The sequence below is a fragment of the Aeromonas caviae genome (assembly GCF_000819785.1).
Classification (GTDB): Bacteria; Pseudomonadota; Gammaproteobacteria; order Enterobacterales; family Aeromonadaceae; genus Aeromonas; species Aeromonas caviae.
Genome location: NZ_CDBK01000044.1, coordinates 188384 through 209667, shown reverse-complemented (window position 1 = coordinate 209667; position 21284 = coordinate 188384). Strand labels below are relative to the sequence as shown.

19 protein-coding genes are annotated in these 21284 nt (G+C 64.3%); 5 read left to right on the top strand and 14 right to left on the bottom strand.

All coding sequences use genetic code 11. From position 1 onward, the window contains the following. Positions 1 to 29: 29 nt before the first annotated feature. The 10 genes from parE to nudF form a co-directional block, all read right to left on the bottom strand. Complete coding sequence (gene parE / locus BN1120_RS07680) at positions 30 to 1940, bottom strand: DNA topoisomerase IV subunit B (protein ID WP_042015440.1); 1911 nt, start codon at positions 1938 to 1940, stop codon at positions 30 to 32. Positions 1941 to 2053: 113 nt separating this feature from the next. Then, a complete protein-coding gene (locus tag BN1120_RS07675) occupies positions 2054 to 4057 on the bottom strand; it encodes an FUSC family protein (protein ID WP_042015438.1) in 2004 nt (667 codons plus the stop codon). Position 4058: 1 nt separating this feature from the next. Next, the gene (locus tag BN1120_RS07670) at positions 4059 to 4925 is read right to left on the bottom strand and encodes an efflux RND transporter periplasmic adaptor subunit (RefSeq protein WP_042015437.1); all 867 of its coding nucleotides are present in this window, start codon (positions 4923 to 4925) and stop codon (positions 4059 to 4061) included. Continuing rightward, positions 4918 to 5160 carry a DUF1656 domain-containing protein gene (locus tag BN1120_RS07665; protein WP_039039819.1) on the bottom strand — a complete coding sequence of 81 codons (243 nt, stop codon included), beginning with the start codon at positions 5158 to 5160 and terminating at the stop codon, positions 4918 to 4920. Before BN1120_RS07665 ends, BN1120_RS07670 begins: the two co-directional genes overlap by 8 nt. Positions 5161 to 5330: 170 nt before the next feature. Continuing rightward, on the bottom strand, positions 5331 to 5735 hold the full coding sequence (locus BN1120_RS07660; RefSeq protein WP_039039754.1) for a GFA family protein: 405 nt from the start codon (positions 5733 to 5735) through the stop codon (positions 5331 to 5333). A gap of 36 nt (positions 5736 to 5771) precedes the next feature. Further along, the gene (locus tag BN1120_RS07655) at positions 5772 to 6395 is read right to left on the bottom strand and encodes an NUDIX hydrolase (RefSeq protein ID WP_039039755.1); all 624 of its coding nucleotides are present in this window, start codon (positions 6393 to 6395) and stop codon (positions 5772 to 5774) included. 2 nt (positions 6396 to 6397) lie between these two features. Then, positions 6398 to 6985, bottom strand: a complete 588-nt coding sequence (locus tag BN1120_RS07650; protein ID WP_010672774.1) for a YqiA/YcfP family alpha/beta fold hydrolase — start codon at positions 6983 to 6985, stop codon at positions 6398 to 6400. Positions 6986 to 6994: 9 nt separating this feature from the next. Next, complete coding sequence (gene cpdA / locus BN1120_RS07645; protein ID WP_041214382.1) at positions 6995 to 7813, bottom strand: 3',5'-cyclic-AMP phosphodiesterase; 819 nt, start codon at positions 7811 to 7813, stop codon at positions 6995 to 6997. A 27-nt stretch (positions 7814 to 7840) separates the two neighbouring features. After that, positions 7841 to 8287 (bottom strand): DUF1249 domain-containing protein, encoded by a 447-nt coding sequence (locus BN1120_RS07640; RefSeq protein ID WP_039039758.1) that lies wholly within the window; start codon positions 8285 to 8287, stop codon positions 7841 to 7843. 99 nt (positions 8288 to 8386) lie between these two features. Next, positions 8387 to 9028, bottom strand: coding sequence for an ADP-ribose diphosphatase (gene nudF / locus BN1120_RS07635; RefSeq protein ID WP_010672772.1), 642 nt, complete (start codon positions 9026 to 9028; stop codon positions 8387 to 8389). Between the two features lie 306 nt (positions 9029 to 9334). On the opposite strand from nudF, the gene tolC reads away from it, so the two are divergent. Continuing rightward, positions 9335 to 10660, top strand: coding sequence for an outer membrane channel protein TolC (tolC, locus tag BN1120_RS07630; RefSeq protein WP_029313618.1), 1326 nt, complete (start codon positions 9335 to 9337; stop codon positions 10658 to 10660). Positions 10661 to 10814: 154 nt separating this feature from the next. Here the strand turns inward: tolC and hldE are convergent, their stop codons facing one another. Next, complete coding sequence (gene hldE / locus BN1120_RS07625) at positions 10815 to 12242, bottom strand: bifunctional D-glycero-beta-D-manno-heptose-7-phosphate kinase/D-glycero-beta-D-manno-heptose 1-phosphate adenylyltransferase HldE (protein WP_039039759.1); 1428 nt, start codon at positions 12240 to 12242, stop codon at positions 10815 to 10817. 248 nt (positions 12243 to 12490) lie between these two features. Between hldE and lpxL the strand changes: the two genes are divergently transcribed. Then, a complete protein-coding gene (gene lpxL / locus BN1120_RS07620; RefSeq protein ID WP_010672769.1) occupies positions 12491 to 13414 on the top strand; it encodes an LpxL/LpxP family Kdo(2)-lipid IV(A) lauroyl/palmitoleoyl acyltransferase in 924 nt (307 codons plus the stop codon). 114 nt (positions 13415 to 13528) lie between these two features. On the opposite strand, the gene BN1120_RS07615 is transcribed toward lpxL, so the two are convergent. The 3 genes from BN1120_RS07615 to BN1120_RS07605 form a co-directional block, all read right to left on the bottom strand. Beyond that, positions 13529 to 15508, bottom strand: coding sequence for a bifunctional 2',3'-cyclic-nucleotide 2'-phosphodiesterase/3'-nucleotidase (locus tag BN1120_RS07615; protein ID WP_042015436.1), 1980 nt, complete (start codon positions 15506 to 15508; stop codon positions 13529 to 13531). Positions 15509 to 15635: 127 nt separating this feature from the next. Continuing rightward, positions 15636 to 16256, bottom strand: coding sequence for an L-lysine exporter (lysE, locus tag BN1120_RS07610; protein WP_042015435.1), 621 nt, complete (start codon positions 16254 to 16256; stop codon positions 15636 to 15638). 262 nt (positions 16257 to 16518) lie between these two features. After that, positions 16519 to 17301, bottom strand: coding sequence for a LuxR family transcriptional regulator (locus tag BN1120_RS07605; RefSeq protein ID WP_010672766.1), 783 nt, complete (start codon positions 17299 to 17301; stop codon positions 16519 to 16521). Positions 17302 to 17365: 64 nt separating this feature from the next. Between BN1120_RS07605 and BN1120_RS07600 the strand changes: the two genes are divergently transcribed. The 3 genes from BN1120_RS07600 (at position 17366) to BN1120_RS07590 (ending at position 21236) form a co-directional block, all read left to right on the top strand. Beyond that, positions 17366 to 17995: an acyl-homoserine-lactone synthase gene (locus BN1120_RS07600; RefSeq protein ID WP_029313613.1), complete on the top strand. Its 630-nt coding sequence runs from the start codon at positions 17366 to 17368 to the stop codon at positions 17993 to 17995. Between the two features lie 233 nt (positions 17996 to 18228). Further along, on the top strand, positions 18229 to 19128 hold the full coding sequence (locus tag BN1120_RS07595; RefSeq protein ID WP_042015433.1) for a LysR family transcriptional regulator ArgP: 900 nt from the start codon (positions 18229 to 18231) through the stop codon (positions 19126 to 19128). An 86-nt stretch (positions 19129 to 19214) separates the two neighbouring features. Beyond that, entirely contained in the window at positions 19215 to 21236 is a 2022-nt protein-coding gene (locus BN1120_RS07590; protein ID WP_042015431.1) for an exoribonuclease II, read from the top strand. Positions 21237 to 21284: the final 48 nt, after the last annotated feature.

Sequence of the window (21284 nt, the reverse complement as noted above, 5' to 3'; positions counted from 1 at the left end):
GGGCCAGGGTGGGGTACTTGCGACTCGCTTTAGATGATGGCGAGGTTGCCCTTCTCTTCCAGCCATTCGCGACGATCACCAGCGCGCTTCTTGGCCAGCAGCATGTCCATCAGTTGCAGGGTCTCGTCCCCATCTTCCCCTTCTGCCCCCCCTTCCGCGCCCATGGTGAGCTGCACCAGACGGCGGGTGTTGGGATCCATGGTGGTTTCTCGCAACTGCTTGGGGTTCATCTCACCCAGCCCCTTGAATCGGGTCACCATCACCTTGCCCTTCTTCTTCTCGGCTTCGACCCGTTGCAGCACGCCGTTCTTCTCGTCCTCGTCGAGGGCATAGAAGACCTCCTTGCCGATGTCGATACGATAGAGGGGCGGCATGGCCACATAGACATGGCCCTTCTCCACCAGCGTGCGGAAGTGCTTCACAAAGAGGGCGCAGAGCAGGGTGGCGATGTGCAGACCGTCCGAGTCCGCATCCGCCAGGATGCACACCTTGCCGTAGCGCAGGCCGGAGAGGTCGTCGGAGTCGGGGTCAAGCCCGATGGCCACCGAGATGTCGTGCACTTCTTGCGAGGCGAGCACCTGACCGGCCTCCACCTCCCAGGTGTTCAGGATCTTGCCGCGAAGCGGCATGATGGCCTGAAACTCGCGGTCGCGCGCCTGCTTGGCACTGCCGCCCGCGGAGTCACCCTCCACCAGGAAGAGCTCCCCCTGCATGGGATCGGCGCAGCCGCAGTCGGTGAGCTTGCCGGGCAGGGCCGGGCCTTGCGTTATCTTCTTGCGCACCACCGTCTTGGCGGCGCGCATCCGGCGCTGGGCGCTGGAGATGCAGAGCTCCGCCAGCTGTTCGGCCAGCTCGGTGTTGCTGTTCAAGTAAAGGCTGAAGGCATCCTTCACCACGCCCGACACGAAGGCCGAGCTCTGGCGGGACGACAGTCGCTCCTTGGTCTGGCCGGCAAACTGCGGGTCCTGCATCTTGATGGAGAGGATGTAGGCGCAGCGATCCCAGATGTCTTCCGGGGTGAGCTTGACCCCGCGGGGCAAGAGGTTGCGGAACTCGCAGAACTCGCGCATGGCGTCGAGCAGCCCCTGGCGCAGGCCGTTGACATGAGTGCCACCGAGCGCGGTGGGAATGAGGTTCACATAGGATTCGGCGAGGCACTCGCCCCCTTCCGGCAACCAGCACAGGGCCCAGTCCACCGCCGACTGCTCGGAGCTGAAAGAGCCGACGAAGGGCTGCTCCGGCAGGCAGGTGAACTGCTTGACCGCATCGATGAGGTAATCCTTGAGGCCGTCTTCATAGCACCACTCCAACTTGATGCCGGTGTTCTTGTCGAGGAACTTGATGGTGAGGCCCGGGCAGAGCACGGCCTTGGCTTTGAGCAGGTGCTCGAGCTTGGAGACCGAGAAGCGCGGCGAATCGAAGTAGCGCGCCTCTGGCCAGAAGCGCACCCGGGTGCCGGTGTTGCGACGGCCGCAGGTGCCGGTGATGGTCAGATCAGACACCTTGTCGCCCCGCTCGAAGGCGATGTCATAGACCTGGCCGTCCCGGCGCACCGTCACCTCGACCCGATCGGAGAGGGCGTTCACCACGGAGATCCCCACCCCGTGCAAGCCGCCGGAGAACTGATAGTTCTTGTTGGAGAACTTGCCCCCCGCGTGCAGCTTGCAGAGGATCAGCTCCACGCCGGAGACCCCTTCCTCCGGGTGGATGTCCACCGGCATGCCGCGACCGTCGTCGATCACCTCGAGGGACTGATCCTCGTGCAGGATCACCTCCAGATTGCGGGCGTGACCCGCCAGCGCCTCGTCGACGCTGTTGTCGATGACCTCCTGGCCGAGGTGATTGGGCCGGGTGGTGTCGGTGTACATGCCGGGGCGGCGACGCACCGGTTCAAGGCCATTGAGGACCTCAATGGCATCCGCATTGTATTGAGTGGACATGGAGGGCCTTGCGAATTGACGTTTGGGGGGAATCTTACTCGCTGGGAGGGCCCGGGACAAATGGGGCGCTCGCAAAGGGTGATCCAGAGGGGCTCCGGCCTCCCCGCCCGGGATCAGGCGGGTTCCCCGGGCAGGGCCTGCACAAGCTGGGAGAGGGAGCAGTGGAGTCGCCACACCAGCCCCGCCAGAGCCCGGGCCGCCGGGTCTGCATGTTCCCCCAGCCCCTGGCTGATGCGGTCCAGCTCCGCCAGGGTGCGCCCCAGGGTCTCGTGCTGCACGCCCCCTTCGGTCAGAATGCCTTTCAGGCAGCGCAGACAGCCGTCCCGCACCAGATAGAGGGCCGGATCCCGGCTGCGCCAGAGCCTGAGCTGCCAGACGATGTGGCTGCAATTGAGCAGCACCACGCCCCAGCGCAGCACCCAGAGCCGGGCCCCCTGATCCTGACTCTGGCTGAGCTGGCTCACCGCGTGATAGACCCGGGATTCAAACTCCCCCTCGCTCTGCTGCGGGGCCGGGGCCAGCTGGTCCACGAAATCACGCCGCAGACGATGCATCAGGCGGCGGCTCTTGCGCCGATCCGAGCTAGGTCGCAGCAGCTGGAACGCCAGCCCTGCGCTCATCACCCCCAGTGCCTGGGCAAGGCTGCTGTTGACGAAGGCGAGGTAGTCGTAGCTCGGCGGATTGGTGATGGCGAGGAAGGAGCCGAGCAGCACGATGAGCTGGCCCCAGAGCGCCGCCCCCTGGGGTCGCTGCAATTTCAGCAGTTGCAGGGTGATGAGAGCGGGGAACAGCAGGGCGCAGAAGATCCAGAAGTCGTCGATGCGGATCATCAGCCCGAACTTGACCCCGAAGCAGATAAAGCTGAGCAGCACGATGGCCTTGAGCATGGTCTGGGCCCCCTTGGCCGGGGCCGGGGTGGCGGAATAGAGCACGCAGCAGATGGCGAGCAGGGTCAGGGCCGCAGCGCCCGCATCCCACTGGCTGTGGATCCAGAAGGTGCAGCCCAGCATCACGCAGAGGAAGGTACGCCCCCCGTTGTAGGCCGCCTCCAGGCCGTCGGTGTGGCTGGTCAGAGAGCTGTGGCGCGGCGGCGCCGGCCACTCCTGGCCATCGTGGCGGGCCAGCCTTTCCAGCCAGCGCTGACACTCCAGGTAGCTCCAGCAGAAGTGGCGCAGCCGCAGCCAGAAGGCCTGACAGCGATAATCATCCCCCGAACGGGCCACGAAGGGCGCCATCAGGCGGGCAATGCGCAGCTTGTCGCAGCCCCCCTGTCCCAGCTCCCGCAGCACGGCGGCCAGCATGGGGGCCGGGTCGACGGCGTCCTCTGGCCAGTGTTGCTGCATGCGGCGCAGCCCCGAGATGAGGCTGACCATCCTCAGCTGGCGATGGAGCAGATAGTTCAGCAACTGGTTGTGGCGACGCAGGCGGTGGTGGCTCCAGACGGCCTGGATGCGCAGCACGTTCAGGGTGAGGATCTGACCGATCACCCCCTCGTGGGCGGTGCGCACATCGGCGCCCGTCTCCCCGAGCCAGAGCAGCTGGGCATGTTCCAGCAGCCGGGTCTGGCTCTTGCCAAGGGAGTCCAGCAGAGTCTCGCCATCGGAGAAACTCGGCAGGATCATCATCATCAGGCCGCCGCAGAGGATGCCGACGATCACCTCGCTCACCCGGGCCTGGGCGATGTCGAAGATATGTTGCGGGTCGGTCAGGTTGACGCAGGAGAAGGCGATGATGGCGGCGGTATAGCCCGCCAGGGCGAAACCGTAGGAGACGTTGTTCTGATGGTGGTTGGAGATGTAGGTGCAACCCCCCAGCCAGAGGGCGATAAGCAGGCTGAAGAGCCAGGGATCACCGATGCCAAGGCCGGTGATCATCACCGCCGCCATGGCGCCGATGAGGCTGCCCATCACCCGCCCCAGGCTCTTGCTGATGACGCCCCCCACGGTGGGAAAGCTCACCACGGCGGCGGAGGTCATGGCCCAGTAGGGGGAGTCGAGTTGCAGCACGAACGCCAGCCAGAGTGACAGGCACATGGCCAGGGTATTGCGCAGGGCGTAGCGCCACTGGCCGCCGTTGGCCTTGCCCCAGGGGGTCTGGCGCCAGAGCGAGAGGATCACTCTAGTCCCCTATGGTGATGGTACAGGTCGTGCCCGCGATCAAGACCAGATCCGGGGGAATCGCCAGCAGCCTGATCCGCACCGGCACCCGCTGGGCCAGGCGCACCCAGGGCACGTTCGGCTTGACGTCGAGCAGCAGCCCCTCGCTGCCTTCCAGGCTCTGATCGTGAATGGCGCGCCCTATGCTTTCCACCTCCCCCCTGAGTACCCGATCCCCGCTGTAGAGCACCACCTCGGCCGGTTTGCCGGGGGCGATGTGCCTGAGCTTGGTCTCTTCGAAATAGCCCTGCACATAGAAGGAGTGGGTGTCTATCAGGGCCACCAGGGGCACCCCGGCGGTGGCGTAGTTGCCGACCCTGGCCTGCAGATTGGTGATGTAGCCGTCGCTCGCGGCATGGACCTCGGTCCGGGCAAGGGACCATCTGGCCTGCTCCAGATTGGCTTGGGCCACCTCATAGGCCGCCTTCATCGCCTGGGCATTGAGCCTGGATTCATCCACCGCCTCGGCGGAGATGACAGTGCGGGAGAGGCTCTGGCGACGGTTCGCCTCGTGCTCCGCCTTGTCGAGATCCGACCTGGCCTTGGCCAGGGCCGCGCTGGCGTTGTCCAGCGCGATGCGATAGGGCTCGGGATCCAGGGTGAAGAGCAGGTCCCCCGTCTTCACCAGCTGGTTGTCCTTGACCCCTATCCTGACGATCTTGCCCGACACCTGGGGCGTGATGCTGACCAGCTCGGCCCTCACCTTGCCATCCCGGGTCCAGGGACCCTGCATGTAGTCGTTCCACAGCCACCAGAGCGACACCAGCGCCAGGGCAAAGACCAGCAGGGTGGAGAAGTATTTGAGGGTCGCAAGGGGTGATTTAGCCATGTAGCAATATCCATAGGGCGCCGCTGACGGCGAGGATGAAGAGGGAGAGATCCATCAGCAGGGGGTGCCAGACCTCGCCGCCGTAGAGCCAGTCCCGCAGCAGATGGTGCAGCGGCAGCCAGCCCAGCAGGCCGAGCAGCACGGCCTTGAACAGGGGCGGAAAGTAGAGCGAGGCCCCGAGGATCAGATCCGGCAGCGCTGAAGCAGTCGTCACGGGTGTGCCCCCTGTTGGCAGAGATGGAATGAAGAGAGAGGCCGGGGTCCGCCGGGAGACGGACAGGGCAAGGTTAACACAGCCATGGCGGGGGCTACACAAGCAGATGACCCCCTGAGATGTCGTCACGGGAGTGACGCGGCAACGCCTCGCCCGTCCTCCCCGCCACCCGTCGGGCACTCACCTCGCGTTCAATCGGCTACGGTATCTGCCGGGTGATGCACCCCGTCGCGGGTCGGCACCTCTCCCAGATCGAACGGGTTGACCCCCTCCAGACAGGCGAGGTTGTAGCCATATTCCGCCGGATTGGATCGGCGCTGGTGATGGGTGTAGATGCCGCAGACGCTGCAGAAGTAGTGTTTCGCGGTGCGGGTGTTGAACTGGTAGCAGCGAAGCGCCGCCTCCCCTTGCAGGATGCGGATGCCGGAGAGCGGCACCGAGGCGACGATGGCCCCTCGCCGCCGACAGAAGGAGCAGTCGCAGCGGCGCGGATCCACCACGCCATCCGGCAGGGTCAGCTCCAGCACCACGGCGCCGCAGTGGCAGCTCGCCTTGTGTTTCTTCTGGATGGGGGTATTGCCGATGCGTGTGATCATGCTGCCTCCTTGCCGCAGTGTCAGGCTGCGAACCGGTTAATCGAACAGGGTATCCCCCCGCCCCTGCGACAGATGGTCATGCAGGGTGCGCAACTGGGACGCCACCACCCGGTGGCGGGAGAGTTCGGGCAAGGCGTCGATGGGGAAGTACCCCGCCCCTTTGGTTTCATCGGTGTCGGTAAGCAGAGCGCCGCCCGTCACCTCGCACAGGAAGAAGGCCTTGTGGGCGTGGGGCAACTGCGGGGGATGGGGATGCTTGAGCTTGTCGAACAGGGCCAGCAGTTGCACCGCCCGACAGGCGAGGCCGGTCTCCTCGCTCACTTCCCGCACCACGGCGTCCGCAGGCGAATCGCCGATGTCGCACCAGCCCCCCGGCAGGGTCCAGCAACCGTCACTGCGCTCCTGCACCAGCAGGATATGGCCCGCGTCGTTCTGAATGAAGGCCCGCACATCGAGCTTGGGGGTGGGATAGCCACTGTCGAGGGCAATCCAGTCGCCGATGGCATCGGGAGCCAGCTCGCTCTGGCTGGCGATGAGCGTCACCGTGGCCGCTCGCAGCGCCTCGAAGCGGGCGATGTCGAAGGGATCCCGGGAGTAGGTGAGCCCCGCCTGGGCCGTGGCCAGCACCTGTTCGAGGAAGGCGGCCAACGGCGGTTGCATGGCTAGAGCCCGAGGAAACGGACGATCTGGGCGGGGTAGCGCTCGAAGCCTGTGAAGGCGTGATCGCCGCCACACTCCAGGGAGAGACGGGCAAAGCGGTATTCGTCCAGCGCCTTGCGATAGTCGAGCACCTCGTCCTCCTGCTGTTGCAGCACCCAGAGCCGCTCGGGGGCAGTCACCGGCACCGCCAGCGCTCTCAGCTCGTCCATGTGCACAGGCAGCAGTTCATAGCGTTCGCCGCTGTAGGGGTTGGTCTGGGGGCCGAGGTAGTCGCAGAGCAGCTCGTGGGGGCGCACCGCCGGGTTGATGAGGGCAGCGCGGCAACCGTACATCTCGCTCACTCTCGTGGCCATGAAGCCACCGAGGGAGCTGCCCACGGCGCCCAGTCGCAGGGCGCTACCGTGGCGGGCCTTCAGGTCGGCGATGGCCTGCTCGATGGCAGCCCAGGCGGCCGCCGGGGTGTTGGGCTGGGCCGGGATCACCACCTCGATATCGGGCCTGTTCTCTGCCACCCAGGCCGCCATCTGCTGCGCCTTGGCCGAGCCGGGGGATGAATTGAAACCGTGCAGATAGAGCAGGACGGGCTTCATGGCAACGCCTCAGTAACCGGTGGCATTGGGGTCGGGCACGAACTGCCCCAGCGGCAGGCGCCACACCTGACTCGCCACCCGGCCATCCGGGTGCAGGGTGAGATAGCGCCAGCCCGGGCCGGATTCGTCCAGTGCGAAACCGTCGGAGAGCGGCTTGAACTGGATGCAGGTAGAGGGGCTGGCGATGAGCCGCACTCCGTGGTGCACCTCGTCAAACTCCTGATGGACGTGGCCGAACAGGATGGTCTTCTGCTGCGGGTGGCGGGCCAGCACGGCGAACAGGTCGTCGGCATTCTTGAGGTTGTGCTGATCCAGCCAGGCGCAGCCCACCGGCACCGCCTGATGGTGCAGGGCGATGAGGGCGTGGCGCTCGGGATGCTGGCGCAGGGCCTGATCCAGGGCCGCCAGCTGGTGATCCCCCAGCACCCCGTGGGGTTTGCCGCGCACCTGGGTATCCAGCAGGATCACCTGCCAGTGCTCGCCTACCAGTTGCTTGGCCTCGCTGATGCCGGCCGCATGGAGGTATTCGGTCATCAGGGGGCCGTCGTCGTGGTTGCCGGGCAACCAGTAGATGGGGCGAGCCAGGGGCGCCATCATGGAGGCGAAGCGCTGGTAGGACTCCGGGCTGTGATCCTGGGAAAGATCCCCGGTGGCGAGGATGAGATCGAACGGGTGCTCGTTGGCCTGCACCCGCTCCAGCACGGCGGCCAGACTCTGCGCCGTGGGCACGGCCAGCAGCCGCCCCTCAGCACTGGCGAAGAGATGGGTATCGGTAATCTGTAACAGGCGCACACTGCCGTCCGGCGCCTGAGGTAGCTCTGTTTCCAAAATCACGCTTCTTTTTTATGGGTTCGACTAGAGGATGTTAATCAGGCTGGTGCCGTGTTTGAGACAAAATCTCAACCAATCGGCCAAGAATAGATTTACCTGCTCCTTTTCATCCCTGTGATGCATTTTTTGATTGGGATAATCATAACGTGGTTGCAACATTGAAATCTGTTGCGCCGCACACACTTCCGCCATTCGCACATCATGATACAAACGAATCTCTATCCGGGCTTGCAAGTAGCTCGGCAATTCGGGGTTGTGCTGGGCCAGGATCACCTGGCTGGTGAAGCGGCTCTCCTCGGTCACCGTGAGCTGGAACTGCAGGCCGTTGCCGACCTGATAGCGGCGCTCAGCACCCACGCTGCCGCCGGGCGGCAACAGTTTCATCAGCGCCATGTAATTGACCTCGCAGGTACGCTGCAAGGACATCAAATCAGGCACATAGCGCTTCATCGGGCTCTGGACTAATGACATGTCGCGGCTCCCTCAATCAGGGTCCATGAAGGGTGGACCCACTGCACAGTGCTCCAGTCGGACACAGGGCACCTGACCCGGGTCTGAACGAACGTCACCTCAGCGCCCCGCCAGCCAGCGTGCCCGCAGCTCGCCGTGGTTCAGAGCTAGCCACTGCAGGGCGATGACGGAGGCGGCATTGTCGATGCGCCCCTCTTTGAGCCAGGCATAGGCCTGCTCGCGGCTCACCACGTGGACCCGGATGTCTTCCCCCTCTTCCGCCAGACCGTGGATCCCCTTGGCCTGACTGGCATCCACCTCGCCCACGAACACCTCGATGCGCTCGGTGCTGCCACCCGGGCTCACCAGATAGCTGATGGCGTGTTCGCAGCGTCCCACCTCGATCCCTGCCTCTTCCACCGCTTCGCGCCGCACCACTGCCTCGGCGGTCTCCCCTTCATCGATGATGCCGGCCACCAGCTCCAGCAACCAGGGGGTGGCGCTGGTCTCCATGGCGCCGATGCGAAACTGCTCCACCAGCACGATCTCGTCCCGCACCGGATCATAAGGCAGCAGGGCGGCGGCATGGCCACGTTCGAACAGTTCCCGGACGATGGGGGCGTTCCAGCCACCGGCAAACAGCCTGTGTTGCAGGCGGTAGACATTCACCTTGAAGAAGCCATTATATCCAGCTGATTTTTCAATGATTTTCACATCATCGCTGGAGTAGTGGCAGGTTTGAGGCAAGGCTTGCTGTGACATTCGAGACTCCTGCCAGCTTGACTTGGCTTGGTTTGACCATAATATTCGGGGGCATGAATGAACATTCATTCACTCGCTCTCGCCGACGATGAGGGAAGGATTTTAGCAGCCACAGGGCATTTGGCTAGGCGCGTTGCCGAGAAAACTCGCCCCGGACCTTGACGTTTCCGCAGCTGGAAAAGAGACAGTTCGCAATGAAATCTGCTTATAGTAGAGTGGTTAAGCTGAAATCAAGCTTGGTCGGTGACAATCCCCCCTTCATCCAGCGGACAGCTTTGGGTTGATACAAAAGGTTAAAACTATCATATGAAAAGAACACTCTTGTCAGTCATGGTGATGCTGGGTGTGAGCGGCGCCGCTCATGCCGAAAACCTGCTCGATATTTACCAACAGGCCCAGATCAAGGACACCCAGCTGCTGGAATCCAAGGCCAAGCGGGACCAGGCCTTCGAGAAGATCAACGAATCCCGTGCAGCCCTGCTGCCCCAGATCAACCTGGGCGCCGGCCTGAACTACCTGCAAAACAAGAACGACACCATGACCAACACGGGCGCTACCGGCTCCGTGACCCTGGATCAATCCATCTACCGTCGCAGCAACTGGGTCAACCTGGATCTGACCGAGAAGAGCGCCACCCAGTCCGACGTGGCCTACAACCTCGAGTACCAGAACCTGATGCTGCGTACCGCCCAGGCCTACTTCGACGTGCTCAAGGCCATGGATACCCTGGAATTCGTGCGTGCCAACAAGACCGCGGTCGAGCGTCAGCTTGAACAGACCCAGCAGCGCTTTGAAGTGGGCCTGACCGCCATCACCGACGTGCACGAGGCCGAGGCCGAGCGCGATCAGGCGCTGGCGGACGAGATCAATGCCGAGAACACCCTGGACAACAGCTACGAGAGCCTGCGCGAGCTGACCGGTATCGACCACCGTCAACTGGACGTGCTCAACACCGATCGCTTCAGCCCGCAGAAGACCGCGTTCAACTCCGACAAGTGGCTGGAACTGGCCCTGGACAAGAACCTGGAGCTGCACAGCGCCCGCATCGGCAAGGACATCGCCAAGGAGCAGATCGATCTGGCCAAGACCGGTCATGAACCGACCCTGGATCTGGGCGCCGGCCTGAACGCCGGTTACAACGATTACAAGGACGAGATCCGCAACCCCGAGAGCAACAGCAATCAGGGCAACATCGGCCTGAACTTCAAGCTGCCCATCTACACCGGCGGGGCCACCACTTCCCAGGTCAAGCAGGCACAGTTCAACTACGTGGCCGCCAGCGAACAGCTCGAGCGCAGCTTCCGCTCGGTGCAGAGCACGGTCCGCTCCTCCTACAACAACGTGAACGCCAGCATCGGCTCGGTCCGCGCCTACAGCCAGTCCGTCATCTCCGCCGACAGCGCCCTGAAGGCGACCGAGGCCGGTTACGAGGTGGGCACCCGCACCATCGTCGACGTGCTGGACTCCACCCGCAAGCTGTATCAGGCCAAGCAGAAGCTCTCCGAGGCCCGCTACAACTACATCCTCAGCATCCTCTCCCTCAAGCAGGCCGCCGGCATCCTGGAGCAGAAGGATCTGGAAGAGGTGAACCAGGGTCTGATGCCCGCCGCCCAGGTCACCAAGAAGTCCTGAGCCAGGCGCACACCATGAGAAAAGGCGACCCCGGGGTCGCCTTTTTCATCTCTGTTCGCCGCTGGAAGTGCGTTGGTCGGGGCCTGCCAGGCAACGGCCATGTCACCGACCCGGCAGCCCCATCAAAAAACCCGGCCTTGGCCGGGTTTTACGCTTATCCGCGCTCGCGGATGGTCTTGATGATGTCGGTGGTGGAGCAGCCGTCCTCGAAGTTCAGCACCCGCACCTCGCCGCCATTGGCGGTCACCTCGGCGTAACCGGCGATCTCTTCGGGCTTGTAGTCGCCCCCCTTGACCAGGAGGTCTGGCAGGATCTCGGCGATCAGACGCTGGGGAGTGTCTTCGCTGAAGGGGACCACCCAGTCCACGGCACCCAGGGCCGCCAGCACAGTCATACGGCGCTCGGTCGGGTTGACCGGGCGACCCGGCCCCTTGAGGCGACGCACGGACTCGTCGGTGTTCACCGCCACGATCAGGCGATCCCCCAGCTTGCCCGCATTGGCCAGATAGGAGACATGACCCGCGTGCAGAATGTCGAAGCAGCCGTTGGTCATCACCACCTTCTCGCCGCGCAGACGGGCGGCCTGGACGGCCACCTTGAGCTGGGCCTCGGACATGACGCCAAAACCGGTCTCCTGCTCGGTGTAGAGGGCGTTGGCCAGCTCCACCGGGCTCACGGTGGAGGTCCCCAACTTGCCGACCACGATACCGGCGGCGGTGTTGGCCAGGGCGCAGGCCTCGTCCAGACTCTTGCCCGCGGCAAGGGAAGTCGCCAGGGTGGAGATGACGGTGTCACCGGCACCGGTGACGTCATAGACCTCGTGGGCCTGGGCCGGCAGGTGCAGCTCGGGCTGCCCTTCGCGGATCAGGGTCATGCCGTTCTCGGAACGGGTGACCAGCAGAGCGTCCAGCTCGAAGCGCTTGACCAGCTCCAGCCCCCTGGCGACCAGATCTTCTTCCCCCTTCACCTTACCCACCACGGCCTCGAACTCGGACATGTTGGGGGTCAGCAGGGTGGCACCGCGGTACTTCTCGAAATCGGTCCCCTTGGGGTCGACCAGCACGGGGATGCCGGCGGCGCGGGCACGCCGGATCATGCCGGGCACATCGTTGAGGGCGCCCTTGCCGTAGTCGGAGAGGATCATCACGTCCGCCTGGGGCAGCGCCTGCTCCACCTTGCCCATCAGCAGGCTGGCATCCACGTCGTGGAAGGCCTCTTCGAAGTCGAGGCGCAGCAGTTGCTGGTTGCGGGACAGCACCCGCAGCTTGGTGATGGTCGGATAGTCGGTCAGGCGCACGAAATCACAGGCCACCTTGACCCCGGCCATCTGGCTGGCGAGGGCATCGGCGGCTTCATCCTGACCGGTCAGGCCCAGCAGCACGGCCTGGGCGCCGAGGGCGGCGGAGTTGAGCGCCACGTTGGCGGCGCCGCCCGGACGCTCCTCGATGTGCTCGACCTTGACCACGGGGACCGGTGCCTCGGGGGAGATCCGGCCGGTAGGGCCATGCCAGTAGCGATCCAACATGACATCGCCAACGACCAGGATGCGGGCTTTTTCAAACTCGGGCAGGGTGATTTTCATCTGTATCGGCTCTCAAAACCTGAAAAATTCAGCGGCCGATTTTATCACACTCTTTTCCGGGGCGTGAAAAAAGCACGGCCCTGCCCCCTGACGCCCCCTCTGACCAGATGACGGCGATTCGCGCCCGCCCCCGCTTTTCGGATAGAATCCTCCACATGCGAGTGACCGCATCCGCGCCGGGCCACCCCACACAGGCCCCCCGGTTCGGTCGGACTCCCCCCTTTGCCTTTGCGAACAAGAGACTCTTCATGGCCCAAGAACACGCTCCCCGCCTCGAACCCCGTCTGTTCCATCCCCGTTACTGGGGGAGCTGGCTGGGCCTCTCCCTGCTCTGGCTGCTGGTGTTGCTGCCCTGGCGCAGTCAGATGTGGCTGGGCCGCCAGCTCGGCACCCTGGCCCGCAAGCTGCTGAAATCCCGCGTCAAGATTGCCCGCCGCAACCTGGAGCTGGCGATGCCCGAACTCAGCCGGGATGAGCGCGAAGCCCTCCTGGTGCAGAACTTCGAGAGCGTGGGTTGCGCCATCTTCGAGGTGGGCATGGCCTGGTTCTGGCCAGACTGGCGGATGCGCCGCCTGATGAAGGTGGAAGGGGAAGAGCACGTCATCAACGCCATGGAGAAGGGCCAGGGGATGCTGCTGCTCTCCTGCCACTTCCTCACCCTTGAGCTCAATGCCCGCTGCTTCGGCCTGGTGCGCCCCGGGGTCGGCGTCTATCGCCCCAACACCAATCCGGTGCTGGAGTACGCCCAGTACCACGGTCGCTGCGCCTCCAACAAATACCTGGTGGACCGGATGGACGTGAAGGGGATGATCAAGGCGCTGCGCAACGGCGACGCCCTCTGGTATGCACCGGATCACGACTACGGCAGCCATGCCAGCGTCTTCGTGCCCTACTTCGCGGTGGAGCAGGCCGCCACCATCACGGGTACCGCCACCCTGGCCCGGGTGAAGAACACCGTCACCCTGCCCTGCTACAACATCCGCACCCGGGAGGGCTACACCCTGCATATCGGGGCCCCGCTCGCGGACTACCCGAGCGGTGACGACATGGCGGATGCCAGCCGCGCCAATCGCGAGATTGAAGCCGCCGTGCGCAAGGCGCCGGAGCAGTACATGTGGCTGCACCGCCGCTTCAAGACCCGCCCCAATCCGGACGATCCCGGCTACTACTGATGCCCTCTCGCCCCGTCGACCGGGCAAGTCCAGACGACAGGACAGGATGGCACCACGCCCCATGAAAAAGCCCTCGCACTGCGAGGGCTTTTTTGTTGGCTGCCAGCGTCTGCCTTACTGGCGGATCAGGCGGTAGATGGCGTAGCCGGGGTGCTTGGCGTCATCCATCGGCAGGGTGGACTGGTACGACAGATCCGCCCCCGCCAGGGCCTTGGCCTCGTCGGTCGGCGAGGAGTAGAGGCGCACGTCCACGTTGGCGGGCAGGGCCTTCATGTGCCAGTTGTTGTTGGCCGCCGGGCTGAAGCCGGCCGGGTTGTCCGCAGACTGGGCCTTCAGGTACTGGGCGATGATCTCCCGCGTCTCGAAGGGATCTTCATGGACGATGTTGCTGCCGTCGATGCCCGGGAAGTGGCCGCCGCCGCTGGCGCGGTAGTTGTTGGTCACCACGTAGAACTTCTGGGCCGGGTCCACGGGCTGGCCGTTGAAGGTGAGGCCGCTGATGCGCTGGCCGTCGCTCACCTTGACCCCGTCCTTGCTGTAGCGGGCCGGCTGGGTGATGTCCACCTCGTAGTTGACCCCGTCAATCACATCGAAGTTGTAGGTGGGGAAGCTCTCGTTCACCAGCCACTGCACCTCTGTCTTGCCGGTGTCGATCTGGTTGAACTGGCCAGCGCTCATCTCCAGCCACTCCTTGACGGTGGCCCCGTTCACCTCGACCACCTGCAGGGTGTTCGGATAGATGTAAAGGTCGGAGACGTTGCGCAGGGAGATGTCACCCTGGGCCACGTAGGTGAAGTCGTTGATGCCGTTGCGACCGCCACGGAAGGGGGCCGCCACCGACAGGATGGGGTAGGACTCCTTGAGCAGGCCGTCTTGTTGCAACTGCTCCGCGTGGCGGCGCTGGGCATCGCTCACCAGCTGCACCGAGGGGTCGTCCTGCACCAGGGCGAAGAAGCTGTGGATGGGGGAGGTGATCTTGCCGAGCGGCTCGTCCAGCCACTGGTTGGTGGCGTCGTGATCCGCCTGCACCAGGTCCACCACCCGCTGATCCACCGCACTGCCCTCGCTGGCGTCTATCTTGCGCAGGCTGGCCTGGCTCTGCTTCACCTGCCACTTGCCGTCCACCTGTTCCAGCTTGAGGTCGATGATGCCGAGGTGGTTGCCCCAGTAGCCGGGCATCACGGTGGGGATGCCGCTGAGGGTACCGGCCTTATTGTCCACCTCCGGCAGATCCGGGAAGTCCCCGGGGAAGTTCTTGTGGGCGTGGCCCAGCATCAGGGCGTCCACCCCCTTCACCTTGGCCAGATGCCAGGCGGAGTTCTCCATCATGGCCTCGTAGCTGCTGGCATTGATGCCGGTGTGGGCCACCACCACCACGATGTCGGCGCCCTTGGCGCGCAGCTCGGGCACATAGTGATTGGCGGTCTCGACCATGTCGGCCACCACCACCTTGCCCTCCAGATGGCGCTTGTCCCACTGCAGCACCTGGGGCGGGGTCAGCCCCAGGATGCCCACCTTGACGCGCTGGCGCTGGCCCTTGTCATCGGTCACCTCGCGCTCCAGCAGCAGATAGGGGGTGAACTTGTTGCCGCTCCAGTCAATCTGTCCCTTGGCATCGCGCTTGAAGGCCCCCGCCTCGAACACGTTGGCGTTCACATAGGGGAAGTCGGCTCCCGCCAGCACCTTGCCGAGGTAGTCCAGGCCGTAGTTGAACTCGTGGTTGCCCAGGTTGCCCGCGTCGTAGCCCAGCTCGTTCATCGCCTTGAACACCGGGTGAGCCTGCTTCTCGAGGTAGCCGGCACCGGACTGCTCGAAGATGTAGTCCGCCAGCGGCGTGCCCTGAATGAGGTCACCGTTGTCGAGCAGCAGGTTGTTGGGGTTCTCGGCGCGGGCGGCGCGGATCAGCAGGGCGGTGCGGGAGAGGCCGAACTTGCGATCCTCCTTGTTCTGGTAGTAGTCGTACCCCAGCACGTTGGAGTGGATGTCGGAGGTCTGGATCAGGCGCAGGGAGACGGTCCCCGGCTGCGCCTTGCTGTCATTCTCGTTGCTGCAGGCAGACAGCAGCACGATGGCGGCAATAGCCCCCAGCTTCATGGTGTTATTCACTGTTTTTTCCCTTTTATTATGAGTAACGCTTTACCAGCGCCGGGAATTTAACAGACGAATATGTCAGCAGATGGCACCGGGACTCATTTTTATGAAGCCCGGCACAAAAATAGCCTCATGAGGCCGATATGGCACCCAGTGCCAACTTGGCCGCCAGCACCAGCATGATGAGACCTACAACAAGATCAATGGCTTGCTGCACCCGGCCCCGGGCAAGCCAGGGGGAAAGCGCCGCCGCCCCGAACGCCAGTCCGTAGAACCAGACCAGAGAAGCCAGCATGGCCCCCGCCGCGAAGGCGGGTCTGAGCTCCTCGGCAAACTGGCTGCCGAAGGAACCGAGCAGCATCAGGGTATCCAGGTAGACGTGGGGATTGAGCAGAGTGACTCCGAGGGTCATGGCCAGCACGCTCTTCACCCCCATCAACCGGGGCGAGTCCGCCAGGGCCGCCTCCTGGCCGCGCCAGGCACTGCGCAGGGAGCGCACCCCGAACCAGCCGAGGAAGAGCACGCCGCCCCAGGTCAGCAGGGCCAGGCCGATCGGGCTGGCTGCCAGCAGGTTGGCCCCGCCGAACACCCCGATGCCGATCAGCACGAGATCGCACAGACAGCAGAGGGTCGCCGTCAGCAGGTGGTGGTTGCGGTGAATGCCCCGGCTCAGCACGAAGGCATTCTGGGCCCCGATGGGGATGATCATGGCAAGGCCGAGGGTAAAGCCTTGCAGGGTGGTGGCGAACATGGGGATGCGTTCCTGTGAAAGAGAGAAACGCACTATAAGGGGGTGCGGGTAATCAGAGAAATTCATTCATTTTCTGATGCATTCATAAAACTGATGAAAACCGGGCCGAAACCACACAAAGAAGGTTGTCAATTGCAGGATCTGACAATTGTGGGGTCACAGCCCCACCCCGAGAATCGGCGGCAGGATGGGACGGCGCAGGACAGCGGTGATGGCGACAGAGGGGATGCCAGGCGACGAGCCGGTGCCGCCGGGCCTGTATTCACTGCAGCAGGGAGGGGAAGTTGGTGACCACCACCTGCTCCAGGTTCGGCAGCAGGATGCCGCTGCTCACCCCCTTGGCGATGGCCTGGTAGCGGTTCATCGACCCCGTCTTGCGGGTGACCTGATTGAGGTGGTAGTTCACGGTGCGCTCCGTGATGCCGAGGATGCAGGCGATCTCCCCCGATGTCTTCCCTTCGCTGGCCCAGAACAGGCACTCGGTCTCCCGCTCCGTCAGGGGCTCCTGGGGATCGTCCTCCCTCATGCTCTGGCGCACGATCCGGATCGCCGCCTCGAAGATGTAGTTGGACATCCAGGAGAGGATGGGCGAGGACTCCAGCATCAGATCGCTCGACGCCCGCTCCCGGGTGATGAAAGAGAGTATGCCGTTCTCCCCCGCCGCCCCGTGCAGCGGGAACGAGATGCCGTTGCGCAACCCGAATTCCGCCGCCAGCCCCATCACATCCATGCTCCCCTCTTGCAGGAAGCGCGCCTTCTCGTCCAGCCGGTTCCAGTAGATGGGCAGGGTCTGCCTGCGGGCGAGCTGGATGATGGGATCGCAGGCCAGCATGTTGTTCAGGGTGTAGGCCTGTACCCAGGAGTCGGGGCACTGGTTGAACAGCACCACCTTGGGCCTTTGCATCGACATGGGCAGGATGAGGGCGAAGCGGTAGTAGTCGTAACCCATTCCCAGGGTGAAGCGGCCGATGAGCTCGGACAGCCGGTTGCCATCGGTCACCAGCGTGAAATGTTCCAGGTACTCAAGCAGTTGGTCGCGTGTCATAGGCAAGCCTCCCCTGGCCAAGGCCTTGGATTATAGCGCCTAACCATGAAATGGAGAGACATGAATGCTTGTTTTCAAAGGAAAATTGAAAGAACACCCCAGATGGGAGGTCGAAAACGAGCTCTACCGATTTCGCAACCGCGTCTTCTCCGATCGACTCGGTTGGGACGTGGAATCCCGCCGTGGCCTGGAGCGGGACAACTTCGACAAGCCCGACACCCACTGGGTGCTGATTGAAGACAAGCAGGGGCTGTGCGGCTGCATCCGCCTGCTCAGCTGCGCCCAGGATTACATGCTGCCCAGCATCTTCCCCACCGCCCTCGCTGGCGAAGCCCCCCCGCGCGGCAACGACGTGTGGGAGCTGACCCGCCTCGCCATCGACGCCGACCGGGCCCCTCGCCTGGAGAACGGTATCAGCGAACTCACCTGCGTCATCTTCCGCGAGGTGCTGGCCTTCGCCAGGGAGCAGGGGATCCGCGAGCTGGTGGCCGTGGTCAGCCTGCCGGTGGAGCGCATCTTCCGTCGCCTCGGCCTGCCCATCGAGCGCCTCGGCCATCGCCAGGCGGTGGATCTGGGGGCCGTGCGCGGGGTCGGCATCCGCTTCCACCTGGACGAGCGTTTCGACCGCGCCGTCCATCGCCCCCTGCAGGGCCATTACCGGCCGGCGGGGGATGCTCTGCTCGCCGTCATCTGAGCAAAAAAAGTCCCGGGACCGGCCCGGGATTCAAGACGCTCGCTATGGTCCGTTTCCACCCCATGCAAAAACGGACCGGGTGAGTATCTTATGAATCTCATGCCAGGGCTACTGTCACATCTCACAGGGGCGGCCCCGGGCACCGGCCCCCTCCATGGGGGCGGTCAGGTTGTCCTCTGGCGCTCCCTTGAGTAGCATTCTTGCTGAACTCCCTTTTTTCATAAGGAATGCTGATGAAAACGCTGGACTACAAGCTGCTGCTGGCCCTGGACGCGGTGATCCGGGAGCAAAACTTCGAGCGTGCCGCCCAGCGCCTGCACATCACCCAGTCCGCCATCTCCCAGCGCATCAAGCAGCTGGAGCAGCAGTTTGCGGAGCCGCTCATCATCCGCAGCCAGCCGCTGCAGGCCACGGGGCTCGGCCAGAAGCTGCTGGCCCACTATCGCCAGGTGCGCCAGCTGGAGCTGGAGCTGGCCGGCGAGCTCTCCCCCGACGAGCCCAGGGCCCCCATCCGGGTCAGTATCGCCGTCAATGCCGACAGCCTGGCTACCTGGTTCCTGCCCGCCCTGGCGCCGCTGCTGGAGCAATACCCCATCGAGCTGAACCTGCTGGTGGATGACGAGAGCCGCACCCTGGACCGGGTGCGCGAGGGGCAGGCGTTCGGCGCCGTCAGCCTGCAACCCCAGCCGCTGGCGGGCTGCTGCGTCGACGAACTCGGCGAGATGCGCTATCTGCTCACCGCCAGCCCCGCCTTCGTCGCCCGCCACTTCCCGAACGGCCTCACGGCGGCGACCCTGGCCAAGGCGCCGGCGGTGGCCTTCGATCAGCGCGACGACATGCACATCAGCTACATGGCCCGTCATTTCGCCCTCCCCCCCGGTGGCTACCCCTGCCACACGGTGCGATCCTCCGAGGCCTTCGTCGCCATGGCGGAGCAGGGGCTGGCCTGCTGCCTCATCCCGGAATTGCAGATCCGCCAGCAACTGGAAGAGGGGCGCCTGCTCGATCTCAACCCGGATCACCACCTGGTCGAGCAGCTCTACTGGCACCGCTGGGTGCTGGAGCGGGGGCTGCACAAGCAGATATCCCAGCGCCTGATCCAGCAGGGGCGACGGGCACTGCAACCCCGTTGAGGGGGCCATTCACCTTGGCTTTGGGGGGGTAAAAACGTATAGTGCTGGGCGATTAACCATCAGGTCTCCACTCAGGTTCCCCATTTATGTTCCAAGACAATCCGCTGCTGGCCCAGCTCAAGCAACAAATCCGCGAAAACATCCCCAAGAAAGAGGGTGTGATCCGCGCCTCCGATCGGGGCTTCGGCTTCCTGGAGGTCGATGAGAAGACCAGCTATTTCGTGCCGCCTCCCTACATGAAGAAGGTGATGCACGGTGACCGGGTGAGCGCCCTGATCCGCACTGAAAAAGAGAAAGAGGTGGCCGAGCCGGATGCCCTGCTGGAGCAGGCCGTCACCCGCTTCGTCGGCCGCGTCAAGATGTTCCGCGACCGCCTCAACGTGGTGCCCGACCACCCCCTCATCAAGGACGCCATCAAGGCCCGCGCCAAGAAGGGTCTGGACGAGAAATCCTTCAAGGAAGGGGACTGGGTGGTCGCCACCCTCAAGCGCCATGCCCTGGTAGACGGCAACTTCTCCGCCGAGATCACCCAGCTCATCGCCACCCAGGAAGATCACAACGTGCCCTGGTGGGTGGTGCTGGCGCGCCACAACCTGGCCCAGATTGAACCGGCGGACCTGCCGGAGTGGAAGGTGATCGAAGAGGAAGAGCTGCCCCGCCGGGATCTGACCCAGGTTCCCTTCTTCACCATCGACGGTGCCAAGACCAAGGACATGGACGATGCCCTGGCCATCACCAAGCTGGAGAACGGCTGGGAGCTGCTGGTGGCCATCGCCGACCCGACCGCCTATGTGGCCGAGGGGAGCGAGCTGGACAAGGAGGCCGCCCAGCGCGCCTTCACCGTCTACATGCCGGGGCGCAACGTGCCCATGATCCCGCGCACCCTCTCCGACGAGCTCTGCTCCCTGAAAGAGGGCGAGGAGCGCAACACCCTGTGCGCCCGTCTGCTCATCGCCGAGGACGGCCTGCTGCTGGAGGAGACCGAGTTCTTCGCCGCCCGCATCGTCTCACATGCCCGTCTCAGCTATGACGACGTCTCCGACTGGGCCGAGCACGGCAAAGCGCTGGATATCGACGCCGGCGTCCTGGCCCAGCTGCCCCTGATGAAGGCGATGACGGAGGCCCGCATCAAGTGGCGCACCGAGCATGCCCTGGTGTTCCCGGACAGACCCGACTACGACTTCGAGCTGGGTGAAGACGGCGAAGTGCTGGCCATCCACGTGGAGCCGCGCCGCATCGCCAACCGCATGGTGGAAGAGTCGATGATCGCCGCCAACATCTGCGCCGGCCGCGTGCTGGGCAAAGAGGTCGGCTACGGCATCTTCAACGTCCACACCGGCTTTGACGAGGAGTCCCTGGACGGCGCCATCGAGCTGCTCAAGACCGCCGAGGCCCCGTTCGAGAAGGAAGAGATCGCGAGTCTCTCCGGCTTCTGCGCCCTGCGCCGCTGGATAGACAACCTGGACACCCGCTGGCTGGACGGCAAGATCCGCCGCTTCCAGAGCTATGCCCTGATGTCCGCCGAACCGGGCGCCCACTACGGCCTGGGTCTGGATGCCTACGCCACCTGGACCTCCCCCATCCGCAAATACGGCGACATGGTCAACCATCGCCTGCTCAAGGCGGTCATCGCCGGCAAGACCCCGGGCGAGCGCCCCAGCCTGGAGCTGACCGAGCACCTGACTGCCTGCCGCCGCCTGCACCGCATGGTGGAGCGCGACATCGGCGACTGGCTCTATGTGCGCTACCTCAAGGCCGATGCGGGCACCGACAAGGTGTTCAACGCCGAGATCATCGACGTGATGCGCGCCGGCCTCAAGCTGCGCCTGCAGGAGAACGGCGCCGTGGTCTTCATGCCCGCCCGCCATATCCTGGACAACAAGGATCGGCTGGAGTGCAACTGGGACAACGGTCGCGTCTATCTGGACAAGACCGAGGTGGTCTACGAGCTCGGCCAGATCATCGAGGTCAAGCTGACCGAAGCGGTGGAAGAGACCCGCTCCCTCATCGCCAAGCCGGCGGTGGAGCTGGTACCTGGCCCGGCGCCGGTGGCCCCTGCCAGCGAGGCCGATGCCGCGCCTGCCGACGAGGCCCCCAAGGCGCAGTGATCCCCCTGTTTGTCTGCTCTGCAAAAGCCCGCATCCTGCGGGCTTTTT